Origin of the sequence: Serratia sp. CY82433, assembly GCF_052166535.1 — a bacterium.
In the GTDB taxonomy this organism is placed as follows: domain Bacteria; phylum Pseudomonadota; class Gammaproteobacteria; order Enterobacterales; family Enterobacteriaceae; genus Serratia; species Serratia sarumanii.
Window position 1 is genome coordinate 1,164,944 of the sequence record NZ_JBJNOR010000001.1, and the last position, 26,335, is coordinate 1,191,278.

26 protein-coding genes are annotated in these 26,335 nt (G+C 61.2%); 13 read left to right on the top strand and 13 right to left on the bottom strand.

Annotated features, from left to right (window positions below; all coding sequences use genetic code 11):
* Window positions 1-21: 21 nt before the first annotated feature.
* From ACJ8PI_RS05805 to ACJ8PI_RS05820, 4 genes are all read left to right on the top strand, one after another.
* Window positions 22-1,524: an amino acid permease gene (locus ACJ8PI_RS05805; RefSeq protein WP_041034703.1), complete on the top strand. Its 1,503-nt coding sequence runs from the start codon at window positions 22-24 to the stop codon at window positions 1,522-1,524.
* 102 nt (window positions 1,525-1,626) lie between these two features.
* Window positions 1,627-1,941 (top strand): ArsR/SmtB family transcription factor, encoded by a 315-nt coding sequence (locus ACJ8PI_RS05810; protein ID WP_033646407.1) that lies wholly within the window; start codon window positions 1,627-1,629, stop codon window positions 1,939-1,941.
* Window positions 1,938-2,267, top strand: coding sequence for an SRPBCC family protein (locus ACJ8PI_RS05815; protein ID WP_033646406.1), 330 nt, complete (start codon window positions 1,938-1,940; stop codon window positions 2,265-2,267). The genes ACJ8PI_RS05810 and ACJ8PI_RS05815 overlap by 4 nt, the downstream gene beginning before the upstream one ends.
* Window positions 2,268-2,310: 43 nt before the next feature.
* Window positions 2,311-2,904, top strand: coding sequence for an ATP-dependent Clp protease proteolytic subunit (locus ACJ8PI_RS05820; RefSeq protein WP_033638144.1), 594 nt, complete (start codon window positions 2,311-2,313; stop codon window positions 2,902-2,904).
* 5 nt (window positions 2,905-2,909) lie between these two features.
* On the opposite strand, the gene ACJ8PI_RS05825 is transcribed toward ACJ8PI_RS05820, so the two are convergent.
* From ACJ8PI_RS05825 to ACJ8PI_RS05850, 6 genes are all read right to left on the bottom strand, one after another.
* A complete protein-coding gene (locus ACJ8PI_RS05825) occupies window positions 2,910-3,776 on the bottom strand; it encodes a hypothetical protein (RefSeq protein ID WP_033638145.1) in 867 nt (288 codons plus the stop codon).
* Between the two features lie 44 nt (window positions 3,777-3,820).
* The gene (locus ACJ8PI_RS05830) at window positions 3,821-4,570 is read right to left on the bottom strand and encodes a fimbrial biogenesis chaperone (protein ID WP_041034705.1); all 750 of its coding nucleotides are present in this window, start codon (window positions 4,568-4,570) and stop codon (window positions 3,821-3,823) included.
* Complete coding sequence (locus tag ACJ8PI_RS05835) at window positions 4,570-5,910, bottom strand: fimbrial protein (protein ID WP_041034708.1); 1,341 nt, start codon at window positions 5,908-5,910, stop codon at window positions 4,570-4,572. The genes ACJ8PI_RS05830 and ACJ8PI_RS05835 overlap by 1 nt, the downstream gene beginning before the upstream one ends.
* A 29-nt stretch (window positions 5,911-5,939) precedes the next feature.
* On the bottom strand, window positions 5,940-8,474 hold the full coding sequence (locus tag ACJ8PI_RS05840) for a fimbria/pilus outer membrane usher protein (RefSeq protein WP_164134138.1): 2,535 nt from the start codon (window positions 8,472-8,474) through the stop codon (window positions 5,940-5,942).
* 20 nt (window positions 8,475-8,494) lie between these two features.
* Window positions 8,495-9,217 carry a fimbrial biogenesis chaperone gene (locus tag ACJ8PI_RS05845; protein WP_164134139.1) on the bottom strand — a complete coding sequence of 241 codons (723 nt, stop codon included), beginning with the start codon at window positions 9,215-9,217 and terminating at the stop codon, window positions 8,495-8,497.
* 89 nt (window positions 9,218-9,306) lie between these two features.
* Window positions 9,307-9,840 (bottom strand): fimbrial protein, encoded by a 534-nt coding sequence (locus tag ACJ8PI_RS05850; RefSeq protein ID WP_015377562.1) that lies wholly within the window; start codon window positions 9,838-9,840, stop codon window positions 9,307-9,309.
* Between the two features lie 375 nt (window positions 9,841-10,215).
* Here ACJ8PI_RS05850 and ACJ8PI_RS05855 point away from each other — a divergent pair, with 375 nt between their 5' ends.
* Window positions 10,216-10,896, top strand: coding sequence for a helix-turn-helix domain-containing protein (locus ACJ8PI_RS05855; protein WP_223182175.1), 681 nt, complete (start codon window positions 10,216-10,218; stop codon window positions 10,894-10,896).
* A gap of 179 nt (window positions 10,897-11,075) precedes the next feature.
* On the opposite strand, the gene ychF is transcribed toward ACJ8PI_RS05855, so the two are convergent.
* Window positions 11,076-12,167: a redox-regulated ATPase YchF gene (gene ychF, locus ACJ8PI_RS05860; protein WP_033646394.1), complete on the bottom strand. Its 1,092-nt coding sequence runs from the start codon at window positions 12,165-12,167 to the stop codon at window positions 11,076-11,078.
* Window positions 12,168-12,501: 334 nt separating this feature from the next.
* Between ychF and ACJ8PI_RS05865 the strand changes: the two genes are divergently transcribed.
* Entirely contained in the window at window positions 12,502-14,031 is a 1,530-nt protein-coding gene (locus ACJ8PI_RS05865; RefSeq protein ID WP_033653847.1) for a SulP family inorganic anion transporter, read from the top strand.
* A 37-nt stretch (window positions 14,032-14,068) separates the two neighbouring features.
* Here the strand turns inward: ACJ8PI_RS05865 and pth are convergent, their stop codons facing one another.
* Entirely contained in the window at window positions 14,069-14,659 is a 591-nt protein-coding gene (pth, locus tag ACJ8PI_RS05870; RefSeq protein WP_004941053.1) for an aminoacyl-tRNA hydrolase, read from the bottom strand.
* 301 nt (window positions 14,660-14,960) lie between these two features.
* On the opposite strand from pth, the gene ychH reads away from it, so the two are divergent.
* Window positions 14,961-15,239, top strand: a complete 279-nt coding sequence (gene ychH, locus ACJ8PI_RS05875) for a stress-induced protein YchH (RefSeq protein WP_025302491.1) — start codon at window positions 14,961-14,963, stop codon at window positions 15,237-15,239.
* A 185-nt stretch (window positions 15,240-15,424) separates the two neighbouring features.
* Here ychH and prs read toward each other — a convergent pair whose 3' ends face one another.
* The 3 genes from prs to lolB all read right to left on the bottom strand — a co-directional run bounded on the left by prs (window position 15,425) and on the right by lolB (window position 18,033).
* Window positions 15,425-16,372, bottom strand: coding sequence for a ribose-phosphate diphosphokinase (gene prs / locus ACJ8PI_RS05880; RefSeq protein ID WP_004941061.1), 948 nt, complete (start codon window positions 16,370-16,372; stop codon window positions 15,425-15,427).
* Between the two features lie 174 nt (window positions 16,373-16,546).
* The gene (gene ispE / locus ACJ8PI_RS05885) at window positions 16,547-17,413 is read right to left on the bottom strand and encodes a 4-(cytidine 5'-diphospho)-2-C-methyl-D-erythritol kinase (protein ID WP_164134140.1); all 867 of its coding nucleotides are present in this window, start codon (window positions 17,411-17,413) and stop codon (window positions 16,547-16,549) included.
* The gene (lolB, locus tag ACJ8PI_RS05890; protein ID WP_033638163.1) at window positions 17,410-18,033 is read right to left on the bottom strand and encodes a lipoprotein insertase outer membrane protein LolB; all 624 of its coding nucleotides are present in this window, start codon (window positions 18,031-18,033) and stop codon (window positions 17,410-17,412) included. The genes ispE and lolB overlap by 4 nt, the downstream gene beginning before the upstream one ends.
* Window positions 18,034-18,501: 468 nt before the next feature.
* On the opposite strand from lolB, the gene hemA reads away from it, so the two are divergent.
* From hemA to kdsA, 6 genes are read left to right on the top strand one after another with little or no spacing between them, the layout of a single operon-like run.
* The gene (gene hemA / locus ACJ8PI_RS05895; RefSeq protein ID WP_033638164.1) at window positions 18,502-19,764 is read left to right on the top strand and encodes a glutamyl-tRNA reductase; all 1,263 of its coding nucleotides are present in this window, start codon (window positions 18,502-18,504) and stop codon (window positions 19,762-19,764) included.
* Window positions 19,765-19,795: 31 nt separating this feature from the next.
* Window positions 19,796-20,881 (top strand): peptide chain release factor 1, encoded by a 1,086-nt coding sequence (gene prfA / locus ACJ8PI_RS05900; RefSeq protein WP_164134141.1) that lies wholly within the window; start codon window positions 19,796-19,798, stop codon window positions 20,879-20,881.
* On the top strand, window positions 20,881-21,714 hold the full coding sequence (gene prmC, locus ACJ8PI_RS05905) for a peptide chain release factor N(5)-glutamine methyltransferase (RefSeq protein ID WP_033646390.1): 834 nt from the start codon (window positions 20,881-20,883) through the stop codon (window positions 21,712-21,714). Before prfA ends, prmC begins: the two co-directional genes overlap by 1 nt.
* A 41-nt stretch (window positions 21,715-21,755) precedes the next feature.
* Complete coding sequence (locus ACJ8PI_RS05910) at window positions 21,756-22,157, top strand: SirB2 family protein (RefSeq protein WP_170310367.1); 402 nt, start codon at window positions 21,756-21,758, stop codon at window positions 22,155-22,157.
* The gene (gene sirB1, locus ACJ8PI_RS05915; protein ID WP_033646388.1) at window positions 22,154-22,963 is read left to right on the top strand and encodes an invasion regulator SirB1; all 810 of its coding nucleotides are present in this window, start codon (window positions 22,154-22,156) and stop codon (window positions 22,961-22,963) included. The genes ACJ8PI_RS05910 and sirB1 overlap by 4 nt, the downstream gene beginning before the upstream one ends.
* 58 nt (window positions 22,964-23,021) lie before the next feature.
* Window positions 23,022-23,876 carry a 3-deoxy-8-phosphooctulonate synthase gene (kdsA, locus tag ACJ8PI_RS05920; protein ID WP_004941087.1) on the top strand — a complete coding sequence of 285 codons (855 nt, stop codon included), beginning with the start codon at window positions 23,022-23,024 and terminating at the stop codon, window positions 23,874-23,876.
* 47 nt (window positions 23,877-23,923) lie between these two features.
* Here kdsA and dauA read toward each other — a convergent pair whose 3' ends face one another.
* Window positions 23,924-25,612 (bottom strand): C4-dicarboxylic acid transporter DauA, encoded by a 1,689-nt coding sequence (gene dauA / locus ACJ8PI_RS05925; protein ID WP_164134142.1) that lies wholly within the window; start codon window positions 25,610-25,612, stop codon window positions 23,924-23,926.
* Between the two features lie 232 nt (window positions 25,613-25,844).
* On the bottom strand, window positions 25,845-26,330 hold the full coding sequence (locus ACJ8PI_RS05930) for a heme-degrading domain-containing protein (protein ID WP_047567963.1): 486 nt from the start codon (window positions 26,328-26,330) through the stop codon (window positions 25,845-25,847).
* Window positions 26,331-26,335 lie beyond the last annotated feature (5 nt).

A 26,335-nucleotide genomic window follows, 5' to 3' on the forward strand; every position in this document is an offset into this window, starting at 1 on the left:
TACACCATTCGGAGAATCTCTATGGCTGCGTCGAACAGAAACACCATCGGCAAGTTTGGCCTGCTGTCGATGACGTTTGCGGCAGTGTTCAGTTTCAACAACGTGATTAACAACAATATTCAGCTCGGGGTCGCCTCGTCGCCGGTGTTCCTGGTGGCGACCATCATTTACTTCATTCCCTTTTGCCTGATCATCGCCGAGTTCGTCTCGCTCAACCGCAACTCCGAGGCCGGCGTTTATGCCTGGGTGAAAAGCGCGCTCGGCGGGCGCTGGGCGTTTATCACCGCCTACACCTATTGGTTCGTGAACCTGTTCTTCTTCACCGCGCTGCTGCCGCGCGTCATCGCCTACGCTTCTTACGCGTTCCTGGGCTATGACTACGTGTTTACCCCGCTGACCACGGCGATCATCAGCATCTTCCTGTTCGCCTTCTCGACCTACATCTCCAACAGCGGCGCAAAACTGCTGGGGCCGATGACTTCGGTGACCTCGTCGCTGATGCTGCTGCTGACGTTTTCCTACATCGTTCTGGCGGGCGCGGCGGTGCTGGGCGGCATCGAGCCGGCCGACCCGATCAACGTGCAGGCGATGACGCCGAACTTCAACTGGGCGTTCCTCGGCATTACCGCCTGGATCTTCCAGGCGGCGGGTGGGGCGGAGTCCGTGGCGGTGTACGTGAACGACGTGAAAGGCGGCAGCCGCGCCTTCGTGAAGGTGATCATCGTTTCCGGGCTGTTCATCGGCGTGCTGTATTCGGTGTCTTCGCTGCTGATCAACGTGTTCGTCCACCGCGCTGACCTGCATTTCACCGGCGGCACGGTGCAGGTGTTCGAAGGCCTGTCGGCGCACTTCGGCCTGCCGACGGTGCTGATGAACCGCTTTGTCGGCATCGTCTCCTTCACCGCCATGTTCGGCTCGCTGCTGATGTGGACGGCGGCGCCGGTGAAGATTTTCTTCACCGAGATCCCGAAGGGCATTTTCGGCGAGAAAACCATTCGTTTGAATCGGCACGGCGTGCCGACGCGCGCCGCCTGGATCCAGTTCTTCATCGTCATCCCGCTGATGCTGATCCCAACGCTGGGTTCCAGCAGCGTGCAGGATTTGATGAACACGCTGATCAACATGACCGCCGCGGCCTCGATGCTGCCGCCGCTGTTCATCATGCTGGCCTATCTGAATCTGCGCCTGAAGTACGACCGGGTGGCGCGCGATTTCAAAATGGGCTCGCGCCTGCAGGGCATCGCCATCGTCAGCGTGCTGATCGCCATCTTCACCGTCGGCTTCTTCGCCTCGACGTTCCCGACCGGCGCCAGCATCATGACCATCGTGTTCTATAACGTCGGCGGGCTGGTGGTGTTCCTCGGCTACGCCTGGTGGAAGTACAACCGCTACGCAAAAAGCCTGAGCGCCGAGGCGCGCTACCACGAAGACATGCCGTTGGCGCGCCTCGCGCTCGAAGCGCAGGAAGGGGCGCAGGCCGGGCAATCCGCGCTGACCACGCCCGTTTGCAATAAACCGCTGTAATTTCTCCTCTATCGGCTCCGTGCCCCGGCGCGGAGTCTCGCTTTGCGCAAAAATCCTGCCCTGGCGCTTGCATAATACATAAGTGAATACTAATGTATTTGTATGAACGAAAATGACATCTTCAAGGCGCTGGCCGATCCGACTCGCCGCACCATCTTCGACAAGCTCGCCGTCGGCAGCATGAACGCCAGCGCGCTGCGCGAAGGGCTGCCCATCAGCCAGTCCGCGATGTCGCAACACCTGGCGGTGCTGCGCAATGCCGGGCTGGTGCGCGAGACGAAGCAGGGGCGCTTCGTCAATTACCAGGTCGACCCGGAAGGGCTGGCGCAGATCGCCGATTGGCTGGCGAAGTACCGCGCCTGGTGGCCGGCGCGCATCGACGCGTTGCAAACCTTGCTGAAGGATATGGATCAATGAACAAACAGGCTGAGCAGCCGCCGCGCGATCGGCTGATATTGGAGTATTCGCTCGATGCGCCGCCGGAAAAAGTGTGGCGAGCGCTCAGCATTCCCGAGCTGCGCGAGCAGTGGCTGCCTCCGGGGGATTTGGCGCAGGCCGAACCGCTGGCCGCCACGCCGGGCGAAGCGGTGAGCTACCGTCTGCGTGACGACCGGCCGCCGTTCCTTGAAAGCGTGGTGACGCTGCAGATAGTGCCGGACGCCGCTGGCGGCAGCCTGCTGCGGATTATCCACCAGCTCGACGCCGCCAATGACGGTTCGGTGACGATGATGCTCGCCGCCTGACGCGTTAAATTCATTTCCCTTTTGCCAACCCAGGAGTTCACCGATGCGTGAGAAGATGATGCTCGTCCCGATGGTGGTGGAACAGACCAGCCGGGGAGAACGTTCCTTTGATATTTATTCGCGCCTGCTGCGCGACCGGATCGTTTTCCTCAATGGCGAAGTCAACGACGACGTGGCCGAAATGCTGTGCGCCCAACTGCTGTTTCTGGAAGCGGAAAACCCGGAGAAACCGATCCACCTGTACATCAACTCGCCGGGCGGGGTGATCACCAGCGGGCTGGCGATTTACGACACCATGCAGTATATCCGCGCGCCGGTGCATACGCTGTGCATGGGCACCGCGCGCTCGATGGGGTCGTTTCTGCTGATGGCCGGCGAGCCGGGCCACCGCATGGCGCTGCCCAACGCCAGCCTGCACGTGCACCAGCCGCTGGGCGGCTTTCAGGGGCAGGCCTCCGACATCTTGATTCATGCCGAAGAGATGAAACGCACCAAAGACACGGTGATCCGGCTGTACGCCAAACATTGCGGCCTCAGCTACGAAGAGGTGGAGCGGGTGTTGGATCGCGATCGCTTTATGACCGCCGACGAAGCGGCGGCTTGGGGGTTGATCGATCGGGTGCTGCGGGAGCGGTAAACGGCTCAGCGGGGCTCGGCGGCCTGCGGCGTGTGCCAAACCCGTTCAAGCCCGAATTCGACCATCGCGAAATAGAGGCTGAAATAGCGCTCCGCCATGATAAAGAACGAACTGTTGAGTTCGATCACCACGTTATTGGTGGTGGTCAGCAGGCCGGATTTTTCCGCCGCCTGCAGAATGCGATTCACGTGCGCGCGTGAGACGGAGCACGACTTGGCGATTTTCGCCGAGGAGAGCAGCAGAAAGGGGGAATCCTGCCGGATGCTTTCGATATGCAGCATCAGCAGCACCATGTGGCCGGCGTCCTTGCTGATAAACAGCCCGGATTGCGGCACCAGATCGATCAGGTAAATCTCCTTGAGCATCAGCTGCCCGTAGGCGGCGAAAAAGGTGGGCAGAAAGTCGGGCGCCGCCAGCAGCGCCGCGATAGGCATCTGTGGCGCCAGCGCCTGGTAGGGCCGCGCCATCGAGGCGATCAGCGCCTGGGTTTCCGCCAGCGCGTGCGGCGTAGGCTTATAGCGCAGCTGGCGCTTGTCATGTTCGCAGGGTTTGACCTCCAGCCGGCGGCCGACCCGCAAAAAGAACAGAAAGGAGTCCAGGGAGTTCTCGCTGATGATGTTCTTCCCTTTAAAAAAGGCTTTGATGTCTTTCAGCCCGGCGGCGGGCTGGTGGTAGTAAATGGACAGGATGGTGGAACAAATGATGAACCGGCTGTTCCTGAAGATGATTTTGTAAAACAGCGGATGCTTCTTGTAGGTCTCCTTCAATAATTCCCCGTGTTTGACGATGGCGGTATGAAATGCCGGTGACTGCCTGATGTTGTTGGCCTGTTTCTCCAGGTGAAACTGTAGCTGGAATCTGCTTAGACTCATTTTTCCCTATTTCCTGTACTTAAAAAATGTACTGCTTTTTATCGTTATGGGGTTGCTGTGTATGACTTGACGATCTGCTGGCCCTGGTCGTTGATGAAGGTGGCCTGAACGGTGATCTGAGAAGGGAGCGTCGGCGCCGCAACGCCGTCGAGGTGATAATCCCGCATGCTGAACGGTGCGGTCATCATGTCGCTTTCTTGCCGCACCGGGTAATCGCGCCTGCCGGTTTGCACGGCGATGCGGGCGAAGGAGAGATAAAACGCCGACCGGTTGTGACAGCGCAGCAGATAGCCGCCCGGCGATTTTTGCAGCGAGAACGAGACGGCCTCGGCCGCGTTTTCAGCATTTCCCTTTAGCGCTTTGGGGCGGTAGAAGATTTTCATCTGCGTGTTCATCGCCAGCGTCACGCGCGACGTCAGCGGCGGCTTGGTCGGCTGGCTGGGCGGGATCTCATACAGATTAAGCCAGAACACCGACTCCCGGTCGGTGGGCAGGTTCGCGCCGGCAAACAGGATCCGCAGCCCTTTCAGCGCCGAAGGCGGCAGGGCGAATACGCTGGGCAGGGTGACAAACGGCGCGCGCGACAGTTCGGGGGCGGCGTTGACGTCGCCGTTATCGACCCAGGTTTGCGCCACGATCGGATAGCCGTTGGTGTTGAGCAACATCAGGGTTTTTTCCGTGTCGCCCTCGCGGAAAATCACCCGAGTGGCGGAGGCGATGATGCCCGCCTGCGCGCCCATGGCCGCCAGCGCCAGCAGCAGGGCGCATCCCATCGTCAGATATTTCTTTCTCATCATTGCACCTTAACCCAGACGTAGGCCCTGGCGTCCACTTTGCCGGCGGTGACCGTTTGCCCGGGCAGCCGGGCGAGCGTGGCGGTGAGCTGGGTGGTGTAGTGGGTGAACCCCGCCGCGGTGCTGCCGCCGCCGCTGGCGCCGTTGAGCACCGGATACCAGCCGGCGTCGTTGCCCTGCGGGCATTGCCCGGCGCTGCAGCGCGCCCAGCCGACGAAGTTCATCGGCGCGCCGTTGCCGGCGTTGGCGAGCGCGATGCCCACGCCGGTGGCGACGCTGCTGTCGGTGCCGTAGCCGCTGGAGAGCAGGTAGCTCACGCCGCCGTTGGCGCTGACTAGCCCCAGCTGCTGCGCCGCGACATAGCTTTCATACGGCACCTGCAGGCCGAGGGCGGTATTGTTGCTGCTGACGCCGGACACGGCGGCATTGTCGCATTCGATATTGATGGTGAACTGCGCCTGTGAGGTTTGCCCGGCGGTCAACTGGCTGACGGATATGGTCGGCAGGATCACCAGCGGCGTGACGTTGCGCGCCACGCAGGTGGCGGTATAGGTCAATGAGGAGATTGGTGCGGTGCCCATGCCCATCGCGTTCCAGCGCCCGGTGCCCCAGGTGGCGTAGTTGGTGGCGGAGTCGCTGCCGATAGGATCCGAGGCGATGCCGGGCCCCTGAAAGGTGACATAGCCGTTTGGCTGCGTGCAGGTATAGTTCGAATTGCCGGTGGTCGAGGCCATGCCCACCAGCGGGTTGCTGGCGCTGTAGCCGCAGTAGTTGCTGGCGCCCGCGCCCGGCAGCGAGCTGATGCGGATCAGATCGGCGCGGATGGCGCTGAAGTCTTTCACCCGGATCTGAATTTTGCTGCCGACGGTGGCGTAGCGGGTAATCGGCGCCGACTGCCAGTAGCGGGTAAAAACCTTGCCGGAATCCAGATGGGTCAGGCGGATGCCGACGTAGGGGAAGTAGGTGGCGTAGTAGTTGGGGTTACCGTCCTGGGCACCCAGATCGTAATAGCCGCCGACGCGATCGTCGCCGTTGGTGGCGAAGACTTCATAGATCTGCCCCGCGTCGCCAGCGTCGCACTCATACAACACTTTGTTGGGATCGGGATAGCGCGTGCCGGAGGTGAGATCGAACACGCTGGTGCCGAGCGGCGTGCCGACGGGCTGCAGGTAAGTGCTGGTCAGGTTAACCCGGCCCAGCGCCGTGCCCACCCCGCAGGGATCGCAACCGGAATCGATCCAGGGGGCGACCCGGGTGCATTGCGCCAGCGCGGCGGGCGCGCCGCACAGCGACAGGGCGAGCAGCGCCAGGGCGGCGATCGGGTAAAAAATGCGTTTCATCGTCTCTCCTGAGAATCAGTGTGAACGGGCTAGCGGCACGGGGCGCTGAGCCGTTGAATCGGGCCGTCTTCCCCGGCGGGCAGGCGGTAATGCAGCGTGCACTGTTGGCCGGGCGCGTCGCCCCAGTTCAGCGTCAGCGCGCCGGCATTCCGGTCGCTGCGCAGATACACCTGATTGGCCTGGCCGACCATGCCCACGCTGTTGCCCGCGGCGTCGAGGACGTTGGCGCCCATCGGGATCGGCGCGTTGTCGGGCCGCTGCGCGGTGATCAATAGCGCCTGGCCGCGCACGGTGTTGAAGCGCAGGCGCACCGTGGCACCGGCGTACGGGGCGACGCGCCGCTGGCCGTCTTCCAGCTCCGCTTTGTCGTTCATGCCCTCGGGGTTCAGTGCGACGGTGTTGTAGTGATAGGGCACCAGCGACGGTGCCAGCGCGTAGCCAAAGCGATCGACGCGCGCCCCCTGGCCGTCCATCACCCGTGCGCCGCTGGCGCCGGGCGCCTCGATCAGGGCGAAGGTGTCGCCGACATACGGCCCTAATGTCACGCCGCCGCGGTGCGCCACCACTGCCCCCTGCAGCGACAGGGAACCTTGTCGATACTGGCGCGCGGTGGAGAACGAGCCGGTGACGTTGGCGTAAGGCAGACGGGTTTGCAGGTTGCCGCCCCAGATGCTTTGTTGGCGATCGTCGTCGGTGGTGAAGTTCAGGCCGTAGCTGACCGGCTGTTCGTCGCCGACGCTGCCCGACAGCGCGGCCTGATAGTTGCCGCCCTGGCCCTGGCTGTGGTTGGCCAACAGCGAGACGCTGGGGGCGGATGATGAACGCCCGAGCGGGAAGCTCAGCGACAGGGCGGTGACGGTCTGCGCGCTCTGCGCCAGCGGCGCGCTGTAGACGTTATCCAGCGGCCCGTAGCCGCGGTAGTCGCCGTTGCTGTAGCCCAGGCTGCGGGTGCGGGTGACGGAGAGGTTAAGCGCCACGCCGTTGCCGAAGGTTTTTCCCCAGCCCAGCTGGAGCTGATTGTCGCGGCCGCGCTGATCGCGGTAGTCCTGAGTCGAGCCGGACATCGTCAGGCTGCCGAACGCGCCCATTCCCTGATTGACGGCGACCTCGAAACGCGACCGCTGGCGGTAGGAGTCGGACTGCCAGTTTTGGCCGATGGCGGCGGCGCGGCGCACGCCGAGCACGTCGCTGAGATCGCGAAAGCCTTCGGTGGAGTAGCGGTAGCCGGCGATGGACAAGGTGGTGTCCGTCGGGCTGAAGGTTCGGCTGTAAGAGAGGTGCAGCATCCAGCCAGCGGCGCCGCCGTCCGGCAGGCTGGCGTGGGAATAGGTGGTATCCATGCCGAAGGCGCCCAGCCAGCTGCTGTACACGCCGCCCAGCATCATCGCCTGATAGCCGTCCGCCAGCTGGTTGCCGAGGTTGAAGGTCAGGGCGTTGGTCAGGCCGTGCTGCCAGGTCACTTCGCTGAACAGATCGTTGTCGCCGACGTAGCGGGAACGGCCGACGATCGCGGAGTAGCGCGACTGGCCGGGGCGGATGGATTCCGGCACCGCGGCGAACGGCACGGTGAAGGTGCTGACGCTGCCGTCGGCTTCCGTCACCACCACGGTGAGATCGCCGGCGTAGTTGGTGGCGTACAGATCGTTGATGGCGAACGGCCCCGGTGCGACGGTGGTTTCATACAGCGTGCTTTTGCCCTGCAGCACCGTCACGCGCGCATTGCTTTTTGCCACGCCGCGCACCACCGGCGCATAGCCGCGCTGTGAATCCGGCAGCATGCGGTCGTCCGAACTGAGCTGAATGCCGCGAAAGCCCAGGCCGGAGAAGAAGTGCCCGTCGGTAAAGCCTTCGCCCAACAGCATTTCGCTGCGCCAGGGCAAGATCGCGCGCTGCACGTAGCGGCGGCTGGTGTCCAGGTGGCCGCCGAACTCCCGATCGTAGCGGTAGCTGGACTGCTGGCGGTAGCGCCATAGCCCGAGGTTGAAGCCGCCGTTCAGGTTGGCGTAGGTCGAGTCGAGATCGCGGGTTTGCCCCTGTCGGTAACTGACGTGGTACTGGTTGAGGTTGTAATTGACGAAGGCCATCGATTCGCCGCTGTCCAGGCTGGCGGGATTGACGCTGCCGCGCGGCCGGTCGTTCAACAGCGCCTGCGGAATGCTCAGATCCAGCCGCAGCCGCGAGATATCGGCGTTCACCGTGATGTCCTTCAGATCCCGGCCGGGCAGCAGGCATTCCGTTTCGGCGGCCGCCGGCGGATTTTTCAGCCCGAAGCGCGCCAGCTGCGCCCGATCGAAACAGGGCAGCACCTGCTTGCCTGCGCGTACGAAGCGAATTTGATCGCGTTCGAGAAACTGGCCATTGAGGTACAGATCGATCTGATAGCTGCCGGGAGCGACGGCGTCCTGTTGGTTGAACTGGCTCAGGGCGCTGTTGCTCAGCACGCTGCCGCGCAGCAGCGCGGGATCGAAGGTATAGCCGTCGGCGGCGGCGCAGCCCAGCGGCAGCGCCAGCAGCGCGCAACACCAGCGTGCGGGCAGCGGCGCCGCCTTGCGAGCATCGAACATGAATACCTCCCTGTCTGGTTTCAGCGCGCGACGTTCAGGGTGCGTGAGATTTCCACCCCATAGTCATTGATGACGCGCAGTGCGACCTGCCGCGCCTCCCCATTCACCGGCCAACTGGCCTGTGAAAACGGCGGGATCAGATCCGCCTGCGGGATGGCGATGCGCTTCGCGCCGCTCAGGATCGCGGCCTGGCTGACGTTGGCGTAGTAGCCGGTCGGGTTGTCGACGCGCAGCGCGTTGCCGGCCTGGCGCAGGCTGAGCCGATCGATGACGTGGTTGGCGTCGCCGGCCAGCCCGGCGGGGCGATAGAACACCTTCAGCCGATTGGTGACCACCAGCAGCAGTTTGTTCTTGTCGCTGTCCGTCTGGCGCACGGCGGGCAACTGCAGGAAGTTGAGATAGAACAGCGATTCGCGATCGCGCGGCAGCGGCTGGCCGACGAACGACAGCCGCACCATCTGCCCGCTGTGCGGATTCATGCGGAAGATCTGCGGCGAGGCGACAAAGGGCGCATCGGCGTTTTCCGGCGTGGATTTGGGGTTATTGATGTCGAGCCAGATCTGCATCAGCGCCGGGGTGCCGTCGTCGTTGGTGAACTGCAGCGTTTTTTCCCGCGCCTCGGCGGGGTAGATTACGCGGTTGCCGAGCAGCGTCACGCTGGCCGAGGCGTGGGTAGCGGCAAAACTCATCAGGCAAAGCGACAGGGCGGCCCATCGGCGGGCGGAGCGGATTATCTGCGGCATAAACGTGAACCGATATAGGGAGCGAGTCATTCAGCGCCGCCCGGCGAGAGGCGGCGCTGGCATCAACAGGTATGGCGCCTGACGCCGGCTTATTTGTAGCTAATGGCGAACTGTGCGGTGGCGATCACCGATCCGGCCGCCACGCCGGTGTCTTCCGCGTAGTAGCGAGCCACCAGGTTCTGCGAGGTGGAGGTGGCGTCTTTGGCCAGCGTCATCGCCGACGTGGTGACGGTCGAACCGCTGGCGAACGACAGCGGCGTAGTGGCGTCGCTGTCCAGCAGTTGAATGGACACCTTTGCCGCATCGCCCGCGTTGCCCAGGTTGCCGTTGGTGGTCGGGTTGTTGCCAGCCAGCACGGTTTTGATCGCCGTATCGCTGGTTGCCGCCGCACAGCCGGTCACGTTGACGGTGAAGGTGGTGTCGCCGGCGGTGGCGCCTTTGGTGGCGAGTTTGCTGGCGGCGACGGTCGGCAGCAGAACGACCGGGTTGGATTGGTTACCGTTAATATTCACCGAGCAGGTTTGCGTGCTGACTTCGCCTTTAAATTGCACCGTATTGGACGAAGCGGCCGCACAGGCGCCGGAGAGAGCCAGCATGGATAATGCGACTAATTTAACATTCATGTGAAATGCCCTTTAATTTACTTTAGATAAAAGCTTTCCTGACAGTAATAAATTACTGACGTGCGGTTGTTGATTAATCATGTTGCGCAATTGTTTTTTAAACGCGTCGGCAAACATGGATTTTCATCCTAACAAACTAAGAATTTTCCCTATAGATGTTTTGAATGAGGTAATAAGGTTGCGGCGCCCGTTGTTACATTTTTTTTCATTTCCGCTTATATCATACAAAATAGAAAATAGATCTATATCATTGCGTTGCGTTTTTATTGGATCGCCAGTTTTTTCTGTGGAAATAATTTGAAACATTCATGCCTTTTTTGCGTATTAATCAACATGCTGACGGTTGCGTGATTATTTGAAAAACATGTTATCAAGATGTTTTATATCGGTGTGCTTTGCAGGCGAATTACCCCAAAAAAGAGCAACGACAAGCCGCCTGAGGTGTGGAAGCATGCTTTCATGCTGATAAGGAGAATTAAAGTGAGAGTGATTTATATCGACGGTTCACCGCTGTGCCGGCTGGGTATGAAAACATTACTGGGCGGCGGCGTGATAACCTTATCCTCACCCAATATGAATATTATTAAAAATATAAGCCGGGTGCCTGATTTAATTATTATGGAGTTTCCTCAGGAGATTTACCGGTTCGAGACGTATTTAAATTTCATTAAATATTCACGTGGTGAATATAAAGATGTCCGGTTACTGTTCTTTATCGATAAGACTTCGCCGCTGATCCTGGCGTTTATCGCCACGGCGCAGCCGGATGCGATTTTGCACAAACGGGAAACGCTGCAGGTGGTGCGAGAGACCTGCGCAACGCTGGCCCGCCAGGAGACGAGCGAACGGCACGTGGGGAACCGGCATCGGGCGGCGGCGATCACGCCTGGCGAGGCGGCGGTGCTGTGTGAAACCGCCCGCACCGAAGATATCCGCCTGACCGCGCGGCGGTTGAACCTGCACCCGAAAACCGTTTATTCGCACCTCAATAACGCCGGCAAAAAGTTCGGCACCCGCAATCGGGTGGAACTGCTGAAGATGATTGCGCTGCTGTAGCGCGCCGTTAACGGGTTTTGCGGCGGCAGCGATTCGCCGGTCACTCGGCGGCAAACCGGCCCTCGGCGTGGAAGGGGGAAATGGGGGAGTCTGAGTCTGGGTAGATAAAAACAAAAATCCACGCCGAAGCGTGGATTTTTCCGTTTCCGGCAGCCGAGAGCAATGCTGCGGGGAAGGGCTTAGACGTTGAACAGGAAGTTCATCACGTCGCCGTCTTTGACGATGTAGTCTTTACCTTCGGAGCGCATTTTGCCGGCTTCTTTGGCGCCTTGCTCACCCTTGTAGGTGATGAAGTCGTCATAAGAGATGGTTTGCGCGCGGATAAAGCCTTTTTCGAAGTCGGTGTGGATCTTGCCGGCCGCCTGCGGAGCGGTGGCGCCGACCGGGATGGTCCAGGCGCGCACTTCTTTCACGCCGGCGGTGAAGTAGGTCTGCAGGTTCAGCAGTTCATAACCGGCGCGGATCACGCGGTTCAGGCCCGGCTCTTCCAGACCCAGCTCGGCCATGAACTCGTCGCGCTCTTCGTCTTCCAGCTCGGCGATGTCGGATTCCACGGCGGCGCACACGGCAACCACCACGGAGCCTTCGGCGTCGGCGATTTTACGCACGGTGTCCAGGTACGGGTTGTTCTCGAAGCCGTCTTCGTTGACGTTGGCGATGTACATGGTCGGCTTCAGGGTCAGGAAGCTCAGGTATTTGATCGCCGCTTTGTCTTCGTCGCTCAGATCCAGCGCGCGCAGCATGCCGGCGTTTTCCAGGTGCGGCAGGCATTTCTCCAGCGCCGCCAGCTCGGCTTTGGCGTCTTTGTCGCCGCCTTTGGCTTTCTTCTGCACGCGGTGGATGGCGCGCTCGCAGGTGTCCAGGTCAGACAGCGCCAGCTCGGTGTTGATCACATCGATGTCTTCGGCCGGATCGACCTTGTTGTTGACGTGAATGATGTTGTCGTTCTCGAAGCAGCGCACCACGTGGCCGATGGCTTCGGTTTCGCGGATGTTGGTCAGGAACTGGTTGCCCAGGCCTTCACCCTTGGACGCGCCTTTCACCAGGCCGGCGATGTCGACGAATTCCATGGTGGTCGGCAGAATGCGCTGCGGCTTGACGATCTCGGCCAGCTTATCCAGACGCGGATCGGGCATCGGCACCACACCGGTGTTCGGTTCAATGGTGCAGAACGGGAAGTTGGCTGCTTCAATGCCCGCTTTGGTCAACGCGTTGAACAGGGTGGATTTGCCTACGTTAGGCAGGCCGACGATACCGCATTTGAATCCCATGTTGTAATCACCTTAAATATCTTAACTATCAGCCGGTTAGGTTTAATCGACTGCATAAAGGGCAAAATAATGCCGCCATTATACACGTAATGGGCGTTTATCTCGATCAGACTTGTTTGGCCGGGGCGAGCGCAGCACCCGCGGCCGGTTTTTGATTGAGATTTGGATCACATTTACCCATACTGGCCGTTCCGATTAACCGACAGGAAACGCGCCGGATGTATTTCTTGCCTACGCCACCCTGAGCTGTGCCCGCCTGCAGTCTGCCGCACCTTGCGGTACCCCATACCCGCTACGCGGGGAGAGGATGTCATCTGTCATAAGTGAATAATGCATGTTTAACCTGAGTAACGTCAGGATCGCGGACGTTAAAAATGAAGTCCTGGCGGGCTTTGTGGTGGCGGTTTCGATGATCCCCGAGGCGGTCGGCTTTTCGCTGGTCGCCGGTCTTTCGCCGATCGTCGGTTTGCATACCGCGTTTATTATCGGCCTGGTCACGGCGCTGTTCGGCGGCAAGCCGGGCATGGTTTCCGGCGCCGCCGGCTCCATTGTGGTGGTGCTGATGAGCCTGGCGGCGCAGTACGGCATGGGCTACGTGCTGTGGGCCACGCTGTTTGCCGGGGGCATTCAAATCCTGATCGGCGCCTTCCGGCTGGGCAAGTTCATTCGTCTGGTGCCGCTGCCGGCGATCCACGGCTTCGTCAACGGTCTGGCGATCGTCATCATGCTGGCGCAGCTGAAGATGATCGCCGGGCAGGGGCCGCTGATGTACGGCCTGGTGGCGCTGGCGATTGCGGTGGTGGTGCTGTTCCCGCGCCTGACCAAAGCCATTCCGTCTTCGCTGGCGGCGCTGCTGGTGGTTTCGGCGTTGGCGATCGGCCTCAATCTGCACACGCTGCGGGTGGGCGATCTGGCGGACATTTCCGGCGCGCTGCCGCACTTCAGCCTGCCGACGGCGCCGTTCACCCTGGAAATGGTGCGGGTGGTGCTGCCCTATGCGGTGGTGATTGCCCTGGTCGGTTTGATTGAATCGCTGCTGACCATGACGGTGCTGGATGAAATGGGCGGCAAGAAGGGCAACGGCAATCGCGAAAGCATCGCTCAGGGCGCCGGTAACGCGGTGTGCGGCCTGTTCGGCTGCTTCGCCGGCTGCGCGATGATCGGCCAGTCGATCATCAACTTCACCTCGGGCGGGCGCGGGCGCCTCTCCGGCACGGTGGGCGCCATCCTGCTGATTCTGTTCGTGGTCAGCCTGTCGCGCTATATCGGCCTGCTGCCGGTGGCGGCGCTGGCCGGGGTGATGCTGGTGGTGTGTTACAACACCTTCGAGTGGAGTTCGCTGCGCCGTTTGCGCCGTATGCCGAAGGCGGACGCGCTGGTGATGCTCGCCGTCACGCTGATCACCATCTTTACCGATCTGGCGGTGGCGGTGATCAGCGGGGTGATTATCTCGGCGCTGGTGTTCGCCTGGCAGCAGGCGCGCATCCGCGTGCGCCAGCGGCAGGTAACGGGCGACGTGGCGGTGTATCAGCTCGATGGCCCGCTGTTCTTCGGCTCTGCCGCCGCTTTCGCCGAGCTGTTCGAGCCGCAAAGCGATCCGCAGAACGTGGTGCTGGATTTTGCCGGCACCCGGGTGATGGATTCCAGCGGCGTAGAGGCGATCGATAAGCTGACGGCGCGTTACCTGGCGGCGGGGAAAAGCATTCGGCTGCGCCACCTGAGCGGCGACTGCGTGCGGTTACTTAAGCGCGCAGGCCCTTTCTGCAGCCATGAGCTGGACGATCCGCAGTATTACGTGGCGGAAGAGGGCTTCACCGCCGATGACCGCCGCGTGAGCGAGGAGACCTTCAACCCGCGCGGCTAGAAGCAGGCAGCGGGCAGGGCGCCCGCTGCGGCAAGGTTCAGGCCTGCGCCTTGAAGCTGTGCAGGCGCTGAACGGTTTTTTCCAGCCCGTCCTTCATCAGCATCTCGGTGCAGCGCAGTGACTCGTCGATCGCTTCGTCGATCATCTTCTGCTCGCTGGCCGGCGGTTTGCCGAGCACGAAGCCCACCACCTTGTTCTTGTCGCCCGGATGGCCGATGCCGATGCGCAGGCGGTAGAAGTTCGGGTTGTTGCCGAACTTGTTCTGGATGTCTTTCAGGCCGTTGTGGCCGCCGTTGCCGCCGCCGAGCTTGATTTTGGCCACGCCGGGAGGCAGATCCAGCTCGTCGTGCGCCACCAGGATCTCGTTTGGTTCGATGCGGTAGAAGTTGGCCATCGCCAGCACCGCTTTGCCGCTCAGGTTCATGAAGGTGGTCGGCACCAGCAGGCGCACGTCGTTGCCCGCCAGGTTCAAACGAGCGGTATAGCCGAAGAACTTGCTCTCTTCTTTCAACTGCTGATTGTGGCGCTGGGCCAGCAGATCGACGTACCAGGCGCCGGCGTTGTGGCGCGTTTGGGCATATTCCGCGCCCGGGTTGGCCAGGCCAACTATCAATTTAATACTGCTCACTGGGAGATTCACTATGATCAGGGTAATGGAAAGGGCCTTAGTCTACCTGCCGGGGCGGCGAATGACAAAATCCGATCCCCGCCGTCGCCTTAGGTAAGAAAGACGAATGATTCATTAGCTGAATAATTCAATTTGTCCGCTAATTTTCAGCGGCGCGTTAAGAAGTGTCAATAATTCTTTACCATTTGTGATCGCCTCCGCAATCCCCTTGCCGCAACAAGGACTATACTTAACTTATCAAAGTGGGTTAACAAGTTGCAGCGTTATCCCGGTTGGCACATGGCAATCATGGAGGTGGCATATGAAACGTAGAAGCGCGGACAGAATGGGCAACTTTTTTATGGGGCTGGGGCTGGTCGTGATGATCGGCGGCGTCGGATACTCCATTATTGCTGAAGTATCCCAGTTCAATTTACCGCAATTTTTCGCCCACGGCGCCATCATGAGTATCTTCGTCGGCGCGCTGTTGTGGCTGGTGGGCGCGCGTATCGGCGGCCGCGAGCAGGTGGCGGATCGCTACTGGTGGGTAAAACACTTTGATAAACGGTGCCGCAACGACCAACATCGTTCGTCGCATTGATTAAAAAATCAGAAGGGAAGAGAGAGCAGGGCAAGGGAAAATCTGCCGTGCATTAAGGTTTGAGGTCATGTTGGACTACGAGTAGAAAACCCGTTGTTGCTTACGCACCAACGGGTTTTTCTTTTTCTGCTGTCGGGCACGCTATCTTTCCGGCGCGGCGGGCGCCGCACCGGAAAGACGACGAATCAATGCTCGAACATTGCAGAGATCGACTCTTCGTTGCTGATGCGGCGGATGGCTTCAGCCAGCATGCCGGACAGGGTCAGAGTGCGAACGTTTTTCAGTGCCTTGATTTCCGGCGACAGCGGAATGGTGTCGCAGACGATCACTTCATCAATCACCGAGTTCTTGATGTTGTCCACGGCGTTGCCGGAGAAGATCGGGTGCGTCGCGTAGGCGAATACGCGCTTGGCACCGCGTTCTTTCAACGCTTCAGCCGCTTTACACAAGGTACCGCCGGTGTCGATCATGTCGTCGACCAGCACGCAGTCGCGGCCTGCCACGTCACCGATGATGTGCATCACCTGAGACACGTTCGCGCGCGGGCGGCGTTTGTCGATGATGGCCATGTCGGTGTCGTTCAGCAGTTTGGCGATGGCGCGGGCACGCACTACGCCGCCGATGTCCGGGGAAACCACGATCGGGTTTTCCAGGTTCTGCTGCAGCATGTCTTCCAGCAGGATCGGGCTGCCGAACACGTTGTCTACCGGAACGTCGAAGAAGCCTTGAATCTGCTCAGCATGCAGATCCACCGTCAGAACGCGGTCAACCCCTACGCTGGAGAGAAAATCGGCAACCACCTTGGCGGTGATTGGCACACGCGCGGAACGCACGCGGCGATCCTGGCGGGCATAGCCGAAGTAAGGGATAACGGCGGTAATACGGCCTGCGGAGGCGCGACGCAGGGCGTCGACCATCACAACCAGTTCCATCAGGTTGTCGTTGGTCGGGGCACAGGTGGACTGGATGATGAAAATATCACCGCCGCGTACATTTTCGTTGATTTGCACGCTCACTTCGCCGTCGCTAAAACGACCTACAGCGGCGTCACCAAGGCTGGTGTACAAACGGTTGGCAATACGTTGTGCTAGTTCCGGGGTGGCGTTACCAGCAAAAAGCTTCATATCAGGCACGAGAAGAACCTCAGGCTTGCGTCCAGAGAAGATATTGTCATACGACATCGCCAAGGGGCAGTCGGCGACGCCGGCGCAATATACATACGGGTATGTAAAACTAAAATTGAGACCGCAGGCAGCGCAGGGATAACAGGGCCAGGTGTGCATGACCCTGCGCAGCGAAACGTTGAGCTACGACTCAAACCGCCCGGAACGAATGCGATGTAGTGGGGAGACGTTAACGCCGCGCGCTACAAAACCACACAACCACTCCGGGGCTTGATTTAACACCTGACGGGCGGCGATTTCTGTGTCGAATTCAGCAAACACACAAGCACCTGTGCCAGTCAGGCGTGACGGGGCGTATTCTAACAGCCATGAAAGAAGCTGTTCAACCTCGCGAAAACGTTTTCTTGCGATCGGTTCGCAATCATTTGCGTACGGTGCCTGCAACAGCTCACTTAAGGAGCGAACCGGGGTGTCTCTTTTCAATTCGGGGTCGCCGAAGATAACCGGCGTCGGGATGCCGACGCCGGGATGCGCCACCAGATACCACTTTTCCTGCGGCTCGGCCGGCTGCAGGCGCTCGCCGATGCCTTCGGCGAAGGCGGCGTGGCCGCGCACGAACACCGGCACGTCGGCGCCGAGGCTGAGCCCCAGCTCGGCCAATTGGTCGTCGCCAAGACCGCAGCGCCACAGTTCGTTCAGCGCCACCAGCACGGTGGCGGCGTTGGAGGAGCCGCCGCCCAAACCGCCGCCCATCGGCAGGCGCTTGTCGATGCTGATGTCGGCGCCGCGCGGTGCGGTCTGCAGGCCGCGTTCATCGCAATAGCGCTGCAGCAGGCGGGCGGCGCGCACGATCAGGTTCTGCTCGTCCGGCACGCCGTCGACCGGCGTCAGCAGGTTAATGCGATCGTCCTGGCGCGGGTCAATGGTCAGGGTGTCGCCGTAGTCCAAAAACTGGAACAGCGTCTGCAGCAGGTGATAGCCGTCTTCACGACGGCCGGTGACGTACAGAAACAGGTTGAGTTTCGCGGGGGAGGGCCACTGGCGGATCATTTGAGCGTCCAGTTATCCATTTTCAGCTTGATGCGCTGGTCGCCCTGCTGCAGCTCCAGACGGTTCGGCAGCGTCGGCTGCACCTCGTTGCTGTAGCCCTGGTAATCCACTTTCCAAGTCTGGCCGCCTTGCTGGTAGGTCAGCTTGCTCAGGCGATATTGGTCATCCAGCGCAAAATCGCCGGCTTCGCCCGGCAGGCCGAGCATCCACTGGCGCAGGTTGTTCAGCGGGATCGCCATGCCGGTCAGCTTGCGGATCATCTCTTCCGGATTGTCGCTGACGTAGCGTTTGCCCTGGTTGTCGGTCAGCTGCACCACGTTTTTCTGCACGTTGAGATCCATTTCCGTGCTGCCGAGCGGGTTGGTCAGCAGCAGGCGGTAGCGCTCCGGCGAGAACTGCTGCCAGAAGAAGCGGGCGTAGACTTTTTTCTGATCAGACAAGTAGGCGAAGGAGCCGCGGGTCTGATAGGTGCTGAGCTGCTGCACCGCCTGCTCATGGGCGCGCCACTGCGGTGATGTCGGGCTGGTGGCCGGGCCGGTCGGCTTGGTGGTGGTACAGGCGGCCAGCACCAGGCTGGCCAGCGGGATCAGACGGAGCAAACTAACTTTGCGTATTGGCATAACTTTCTCTTGTCCTTTTGTCCTTGCGGGCATGCGCGACGAAACCCGGATTCAGCGCTCACGCTAACGGGGCGGCGGCGGCGCGTCAATTTTTTGCTGCATCGCGTTGAATCTTGCCGCTTTTACCGGCGCAATGCCAACCCGGCACGCGCGTCGGGGTCGCCATTAAGCGTAACACAATCGCCTGAAGGCGGGGGAGGCGCGCCCGATAAGCGGTGCCTTCGTTGCGCAAACGCCGCCGTTGTGTACGCCGAATAGCGTGCGCGTTATCGCAAACTGCGCTAAAATTTAAGCAATCGACCTACCTCATGACTATTTATCCTGCTGTATTTATTGCTTATTCATTAATTGATGTCATCTATGACAGCGATTGAACGGAAGATGCGGTTGTTACTTTTATTGATCCCGCGCATCAAGTAGAATGCCGTTCAACGAGAACCCGTACCAAGATAAGTATTACTCGAAGCAATGACCCTGCTGGCGTTAGGTATAAATCACAAAACCGCTCCGGTTTCTCTGCGTGAAAGGGTGACCTTCTCGCCAGAGTCCATCGATGAGGCGCTGACCAGCTTGCTCCAACAACCGTTGGTGCAGGGCGGCGTCGTGTTGTCCACCTGCAACCGCACCGAGCTGTACCTCAGCGTAGAGCAGCAGGAACACATGCACGAGCAACTGGTCGCCTGGCTGTGCGCCTATCACAACCTGCGTCCGGAAGAGGTGAAGAAAAGCCTGTACTGGCATCAGGGCAACGACGCGGTCAGCCATCTGATGCGGGTGGCCAGCGGGTTGGACTCATTGGTACTGGGCGAACCGCAGATCCTCGGCCAGGTGAAAAAGGCCTTCGCCGAGTCGCAACGCGGCCAGTCGCTCTCCGGCGAGCTGGAGCGTCTGTTCCAGAAATCCTTCTCTGTCGCCAAGCGCGTGCGCACCGAAACCGACATCGGCGCCAGCGCGGTTTCCGTGGCGTTCGCCGCCTGTACGCTGGCGCGCCAGATCTTCGAATCGCTGGCCGATCTCAACGTATTGCTGGTGGGCGCCGGCGAAACCATCGAGCTGGTGGCGCGCCACCTGCGCGAGCATAAAGTGCGGCACATGATCATTGCCAACCGCACCCGCGAGCGCGCGCAGCTGCTGGCGGACGAGGTCGGCGCGGAGGTGATCACCCTGCCTGAGATCGACGAACGTCTGGCGGACGCCGACATCATCATCAGTTCCACCGCCAGCCCGCTGCCGATCATCGGCAAGGGCATGGTGGAGCGCGCGCTGAAGGCGCGCCGCAACCAGCCGATGCTGCTGGTGGATATCGCCGTACCGCGCGACATCGAACCGGAGGTCGGCAAACTGGCCAACGCCTATCTGTACAGCGTGGACGATCTGCACGCCATCATTCAAAGCAATCTGGCGCAGCGCAAAGCGGCGGCGGTGCAGGCGGAATCGATCGTGCAGCAGGAAAGCACCAACTTCATGGCCTGGCTGCGCTCGCAGGGCGCGGTGGAAACCATCCGCGACTACCGTTCGCAGGCCGACCAAATTCGCGCAGAGATGGAGGCCAAAGCGCTGGCCGCCATCGCGCAGGGCGCCAACGTGGAGCAGGTGATACACGAGCTGGCCCATAAACTGACCAACCGTCTTATTCATGCCCCCACCAAATCCCTCCAGCAGGCCGCCGGCGACGGCGACGTGGAGCGGTTGCAGTTATTACGCGACAGCCTCGGGCTGGATCAGCATTAGTTTTCTCTATTAACAGGGTTTATTACCACGCATGAAGCCTTCTATTGTTGCCAAACTGGAAGCGTTACAAGAGCGCCATGAAGAAGTGCAGGCGCTGCTCGGCGATGCCGGCGTTATCGCCGACCAAGACCGGTTCCGCGCGCTGTCGCGAGAATACGCGCAGCTGACCGACGTCAGCCGCTGCTTCCTGGAATGGCGTCAGGTGCAGGAGGATCTGGAGACGGCGGAAATGATGCTGGACGATCCGGAGATGCGCGAGATGGCGCAGGAAGAGCTGAAACAGGCGCGGGCGGCCAGCGAAGAGCTGGAGCAGCAGCTGCAGGTGTTGCTGCTGCCGAAAGATCCGGACGATGAGCGCAGCTGCTTCCTCGAAGTGCGCGCCGGCACCGGCGGCGATGAGGCGGCGATCTTCGCCGGCGATCTGTTCCGCATGTACAGTCGTTACGCCGAAGGCCGCCGCTGGCGCGTCGAGGTGATGAGCGCCAACGAAGGCGAACACGGCGGCTTCAAGGAAGTGATCGCCAAAGTCTCCGGCGATGGCGTGTACGGCCAGCTGAAGTTTGAATCCGGCGGCCACCGCGTGCAGCGCGTGCCGGAAACCGAATCCCAGGGGCGCATCCACACCTCCGCCTGCACCGTGGCGGTGATGCCGGAAGTGCCGGAAGCCGATCTGCCGGACATCAACCCGGGCGATCTGAAAATCGACACCTTCCGCTCCTCCGGCGCCGGCGGCCAGCACGTTAACACCACCGACTCGGCGATCCGCATCACCCACCTGCCGACCGGCATCGTGGTGGAGTGCCAGGACGAACGTTCACAGCACAAAAACAAAGCCAAGGCGATGTCGGTGCTGGGCGCGCGCATTCGCGCCGCCGAGATGGCCAAGCGCCAGCAGGCCGAGGCGTCCACTCGCCGCAACCTGCTGGGCAGCGGCGATCGTTCCGACCGCAATCGCACCTACAACTTCCCGCAGGGGCGGGTGACCGACCACCGCATCAACCTGACGCTCTACCGTCTGGACGAGGTGATGGAAGGCAAACTGGACATGCTGATCCAGCCGATCGTGCAGGAGTATCAGGCCGACCAGCTGGCTGCGCTGTCCGCCGAGCAAGAGTGATGGACTATCAACACTGGCTGAAAGCCGCCGCCGCACGTTTGACCCACAGTGACAGCGCCCGGCGCGACGCGGAAATCCTGTTGGGTTTCGTGACCGGCAAGGCCAGAACTTTCCTGATGGCGTTCGGGGAAACCCTGCTGACGCCGCCGCAGCAACAGCAACTGGAGACGCTGCTGGCGCGCCGCGAACGCGGTGAGCCGGTGGCCTATCTGGTGGGCGAGCGCGAGTTTTGGTCGCTGCCGCTGTCGGTTTCGCCCGCAACGCTGATCCCACGCCCGGATACCGAATGCCTGGTGGAACTGGCGCTGGCGCGCCTGCCGCCGCAACCCTGCCATTTCCTCGATCTCGGCACCGGCACCGGCGCCATCGCGCTGGCGCTGGCCAGCGAGCGCCCGGATTGTTCGGCAATCGGCGTCGATGTGCAGCCGGAGGCGGTCGCGCTGGCGCAGCATAATGCGCGCAAGCTGAAGATCGACAACGTCCGATTTCTACAGGGCAGCTGGTTTGCGCCGGTGGCGGGGCAACGCTTCGCGCTGATCGCCAGCAATCCGCCCTATATCGACGCCGCCGATCCGCATTTGTCGCAGGGCGACGTGCGCTTCGAGCCGGGCAGCGCGCTGGTCGCCGCCGATCATGGGCTGGCGGATCTGGCCGCCATCGTGGGCCAGGCGCCGCACCATTTGCAGCCGCAGGGTTGGCTGCTGTTGGAACATGGCTGGCAGCAGGGCGAGAGCGTGCGCGCGCTGCTGCAGGCCGCCGGATTTTCCGCTGTCGCCACCCACCGCGATTACGGCGACAACGACCGCGTGACGCTCGGCCAATGGCCGGGATAATCGCCACTGATAATAACGACGCCCGGGCCATTTAAGGGAGCATCATGACTGCATACACCGCGTTGAAACATTTCCATTTGCTGACGGTCGCCATCAGTATTACCTTGTTTGTGCTGCGTTTCTTTTGGCAGTGGCGCCGCTCGCCGATCATGGGCCGCCGCTGGGTCAAGGTAGCGCCGCACCTGAACGACACGCTGCTGTTTGTCAGCGGCATCGCGCTGGTGGTGACGTTCGGGTTTTATCCGCTGCTGGGTATGGACTCATGGCTGACCGAGAAGCTGTTTGGCGTTATTATCTATATCCTGCTTGGCTACGTCGCATTGGGCAAGAAGACCAAAAGTCAGCGGCTGCGAACCGTGGCGTTCGTGCTGGCGTTGGGCTGCCTGTACCTGATAATTAAACTTGCCACGACGAAAATACCGTTTCTGATGGGATACCTATGAGTAGCATTGCTGATTTTGAATTTAACGCCTCGCCGCTGAGCGAAGGGGTGATCCTGGTGTCGCAGTCGGTGCGGCGCGATTTCCCGGCTGCCGACGTGGAGCGCAAGCTGCAACAGCTGGTAGACGAAGCGCGCGCGGCGGTGCCGGCCGATATCACTCAGGAGCAGCAACTGGATGCGCTCATCGAGCTGTTTTACAAGACCTGGGGCTTCGGCGGCGCCAGCGGCGTGTACCGCCTGTCGGACGCCATCTGGCTGGACAAGGTGCTGGAAGGGCGGCAGGGCACGCCGGTCTCGCTGGGCACCATTTTCCTGCACATCGCCAACGCGCTGGATCTGCCGCTGCTGCCGGTGATTTTCCCCACTCAGCTGATCCTGCGCGCCGACTGGCTGGACGAGGAGCTGTGGCTGATCAACCCGCTTAACGGCGAAACCCTGAGCGAACACCAGCTGGAAGTGTGGATCAAGGGCAACCTGGGGCTGGGCGCCGAGCTGGAAGACGACGACCTCGACGAGTCGGAGAACATCATGGTGGTGCGCAAGATGCTCGATACGCTGAAGGCCGCTCTGATGGAAGAAAAACAGCTGGAAATGGCGCTGCGCACCAGCGAAACGGTGCTGTGCTTCGATCCGGAAGATCCGTACGAGATCCGCGACCGCGGGCTGATTTACGCCCAGCTGGAGTGCAACCATATCGCGATTTCCGATCTCAACTATTTTGTCGAGCAGTGTCCTGAAGACCCGGTCAGCGAAGTGATCAAAGTGCAGATCCATTCGATTGAGCCGAAACAGGTGACGCTGCATTAATTCAATGACTCCGCGCAGTGTGCAAGGCGACGGTTACAACCTTAACAAAGGCGAAAGCATGAAACAGAAAGTGGTTAGCATTGGCGATATCGACGTAGCAAACGATCTGCCGTTTGTGCTGTTTGGCGGTATGAACGTGCTGGAATCGCGCGATCTGGCGATGAGCATCTGCGAACACTACGTCACCGTGACGCAAAAACTGGGCATTCCTTACGTATTCAAGGCCTCTTTCGACAAGGCCAACCGCTCTTCCATCCACTCGTACCGCGGTCCGGGCCTGGAAGAAGGGATGAAGATCTTCGAAGAGCTGAAAAAAACCTTCGGCGTGAAAATCATCACCGACGTGCATGAAGCGGCGCAGGCGCAGCCGGTTTCCGAAGTGGTTGACGTGATCCAGCTGCCGGCCTTCCTGGCGCGCCAGACCGATCTGGTGGAAGCGATGGCGAAAACCGGCGCGGTGATCAACGTCAAGAAGCCGCAGTTCGTCAGCCCGGGGCAGATGGGCAACATCGTCGACAAGTTCAAAGAGGGCGGCAACGACCAGGTGATCCTGTGCGATCGCGGCAGCAACTTTGGCTATGACAACCTGGTGGTCGACATGCTGGGCATCAACGTGATGAAGAACGTGACCGGCGGCCATCCGGTGATCTTCGACGTGACCCACGCGCTGCAGACCCGCGATCCGTTCGGCGCCGCGTCCGGCGGCCGTCGCGCTCAGGTGGCCGAGCTGGCGCGCGCCGGCATGGCGGTCGGCCTGGCCGGTCTGTTCCTCGAAGCGCACCCGGATCCGAACAACGCCAAGTGCGACGGCCCGTCCGCGCTGCCGCTGGACAAGCTGGAGCCGTTCCTGGCACAGATGAAAGCCATCGACGACCTGGTGAAGAGCTTCCCGGAGCTGGATACCAGCAACTAAGCGCTCGTCGCCATAAAAAAAGCCCGACTCGTCGGGCTTTTTTACGTTTAGGCGCCGGTGGCCGCCAGCGCTTCCGGCAGCGTCGGGTAGAACTGCAGGCGGCCCTCGATCGGTTGCACCCGCGCGCGCGCCAGGGTTTTCAGCGGCTGGAACGGCACGTCGGTGATCACCAGCTTTTTGTCCGCCGGCAGCTCGTCGATAAAGCGCCGCAGGGCGCTCAGGCCGCCGGCGTCGAGCACCGGCACCGCATCCCACTGCAGCACGATCGTGCGGTAGCCTTCGCTGCGCGCCAGCAGTTCGGTAAAGATGCGCTCGGCGGCGGCGAAGAACAGCGGGCCGTTCACCCGCAGCACCAGGCGGCCGTGGTCGGCGTTCAGCTCACTCAGCTTTGTCATACGGGCGATACGGCGCATAAACAGCAGCGACGCCAGCACGATGCCCACGGTAATGGCGATCACCATGTCGAACAGCACCGTCAGCGACATGCACAGCAGCAGCACCAGAATGTCGTCCTTCGGCGCCCGGCGCAGCAGGTAAACCACCTTGTGCGCCTCGCTCATGTTCCAGGCGACCATCAGCAGCAGCGCCGCCATCGCCGCCAGCGGCAGGTAAGAGAGCCACGGCGCCAATACCAGCAGCGCCAGCAGCACCAGCAGCGCGTGGATGATGGCGGACACCGGCGAGGTGGCGCCGGCGCGCACGTTGGCCGCCGAACGGGCAATCGCGGCGGTGGCGGTAATGCCGCCGAAGAACGGCGCGATGATGTTGCCCGCGCCCTGGCCGATCAGTTCGCTGTTCGAGTTGTGCTTCTTGCCGGTCATGCCGTCGAGCACCACCGCGCACAGCAGCGATTCGATCGCGCCGAGCATCGCCATCGAAAACGCCGCCGGCAATAGGGCGGAAACGGTTTGCCAGCTCAGGGTGAACGGCTGCCCGCCGCCGCCCGGCAGATCCCAGGGCAGTAGCAACTGCGGCAGGATCGGCGGGATGCCCTGTCCGCTGCTGCCGTCGGCCAGCAGGTAGCTGAAGCGCGAGCCGATGGTCGCCACCGGGTGATCAAACAGCGCCAGCAGCCCCATCAGCGCAGTGCCCGCTAGCAGCGCCGGCAGGTGGCCAGGCACCCGCAGGCCGAGCTTGGGCCAGAAGATCAGGATCAAGAGCGTCACCGCGCCGATCAGGGTATCGCCGAAATCCAGCGTCGGCAGCGCCTGCAGCAGGACGTGCAGCTTGCCGACGTAATTTTCCGGCGTGTGCGCCAGCTGCAGGCCGAAGAAGTCCTTGATCTGCATGGTGGCGATGGTGATGGCGATACCGGAGGTAAAGCCGAGCGTCACCGGCAGCGGAATGTACTCGATCAGCCGGCCCAGGCGCGCCAGCCCCATCAGCAGCAGAAATACTCCGGAGATCAGCGTGGCGACCAGCAGGCCGGCCAGGCCGAACTGCTGCGAAACCGGATACAGGATCACCACGAAGGCGGCGGTGGGGCCGGAGACGCTGTAGCGCGAACCGCCGCTGACGGCGATGACGATGCCGGCGATGGCGGCGGTATACAGGCCGTACTGCGGTGGCACGCCGCTGGCGATCGCCAGCGCCATCGCCAGCGGGATGGCGATAATGCCGACCGTCACCCCGGCGATAGCGTCTTTCAGCAACCGCGCCAGGCTATAAGGTTCCCGCCAGCAGGCGTCTATCAGCGCGCTGAAGGGGCGAATTTTGTTTATTTCATGCGTTTTCATCTACGGTGCGTACCAAATCTTCAAAAGTGAAAGGAATGGCGGGCCCGATGAGGTCCGTCTTGTCACGTGACAGATACCATACGCCTTTTGTTCAGCGGATTACCAGACCTGTGTCAATTTGGCGCAGGAAATCGGAGAGTCGCCCTTTTGTTTGGGGCTAAATGCCGATAACAGATAAGTCAGCCGCAGATTCTGCGGCTGGAAAGGAAAGGAATAATCGAGGTTTTAACGGCTAGTGGAGCGCGGGAAGGGATAAGCCGAGAAAGTGGGCTAAAGTGCTTACCAGCAGCTGGTGATCTTCCTTCTGCGGCGCGCCGGAAATGCTGATGCTGCCGACGCAGCCGAGGCCGGTCAGGGTGAGCGGGAAGGCGCCGCCGTGCACCGAATAGTCGCGCACGCTCAGCCCGTAGCGTTCCTCCAGCGACGTTTGCCGCTGCTGCAGGCGCAGGCCGATGGCGTAAGAGCTTTTGTGAAAATGATTCACCAGATTGCGCTTGCGCCGCACCCAGTCGGCGATGTCCGGCGTGGCGCCCGGCATGGCGTAATAAAACAGCGTTTGCCCGGCCAGTTGGATCTCGATGGCGATGCTCAGGCCGCGCCGCTCGGCGGCGGTTTTCAGCGCCGCGCCCAGTTCCCAGGCGGTGGCGGCATCAAAATGGGTAAAGGCCAGCGTCGCTTCCTGTTCGCTGAGCGCCTGCAGTTCATCGTCGATATTCATGCGGT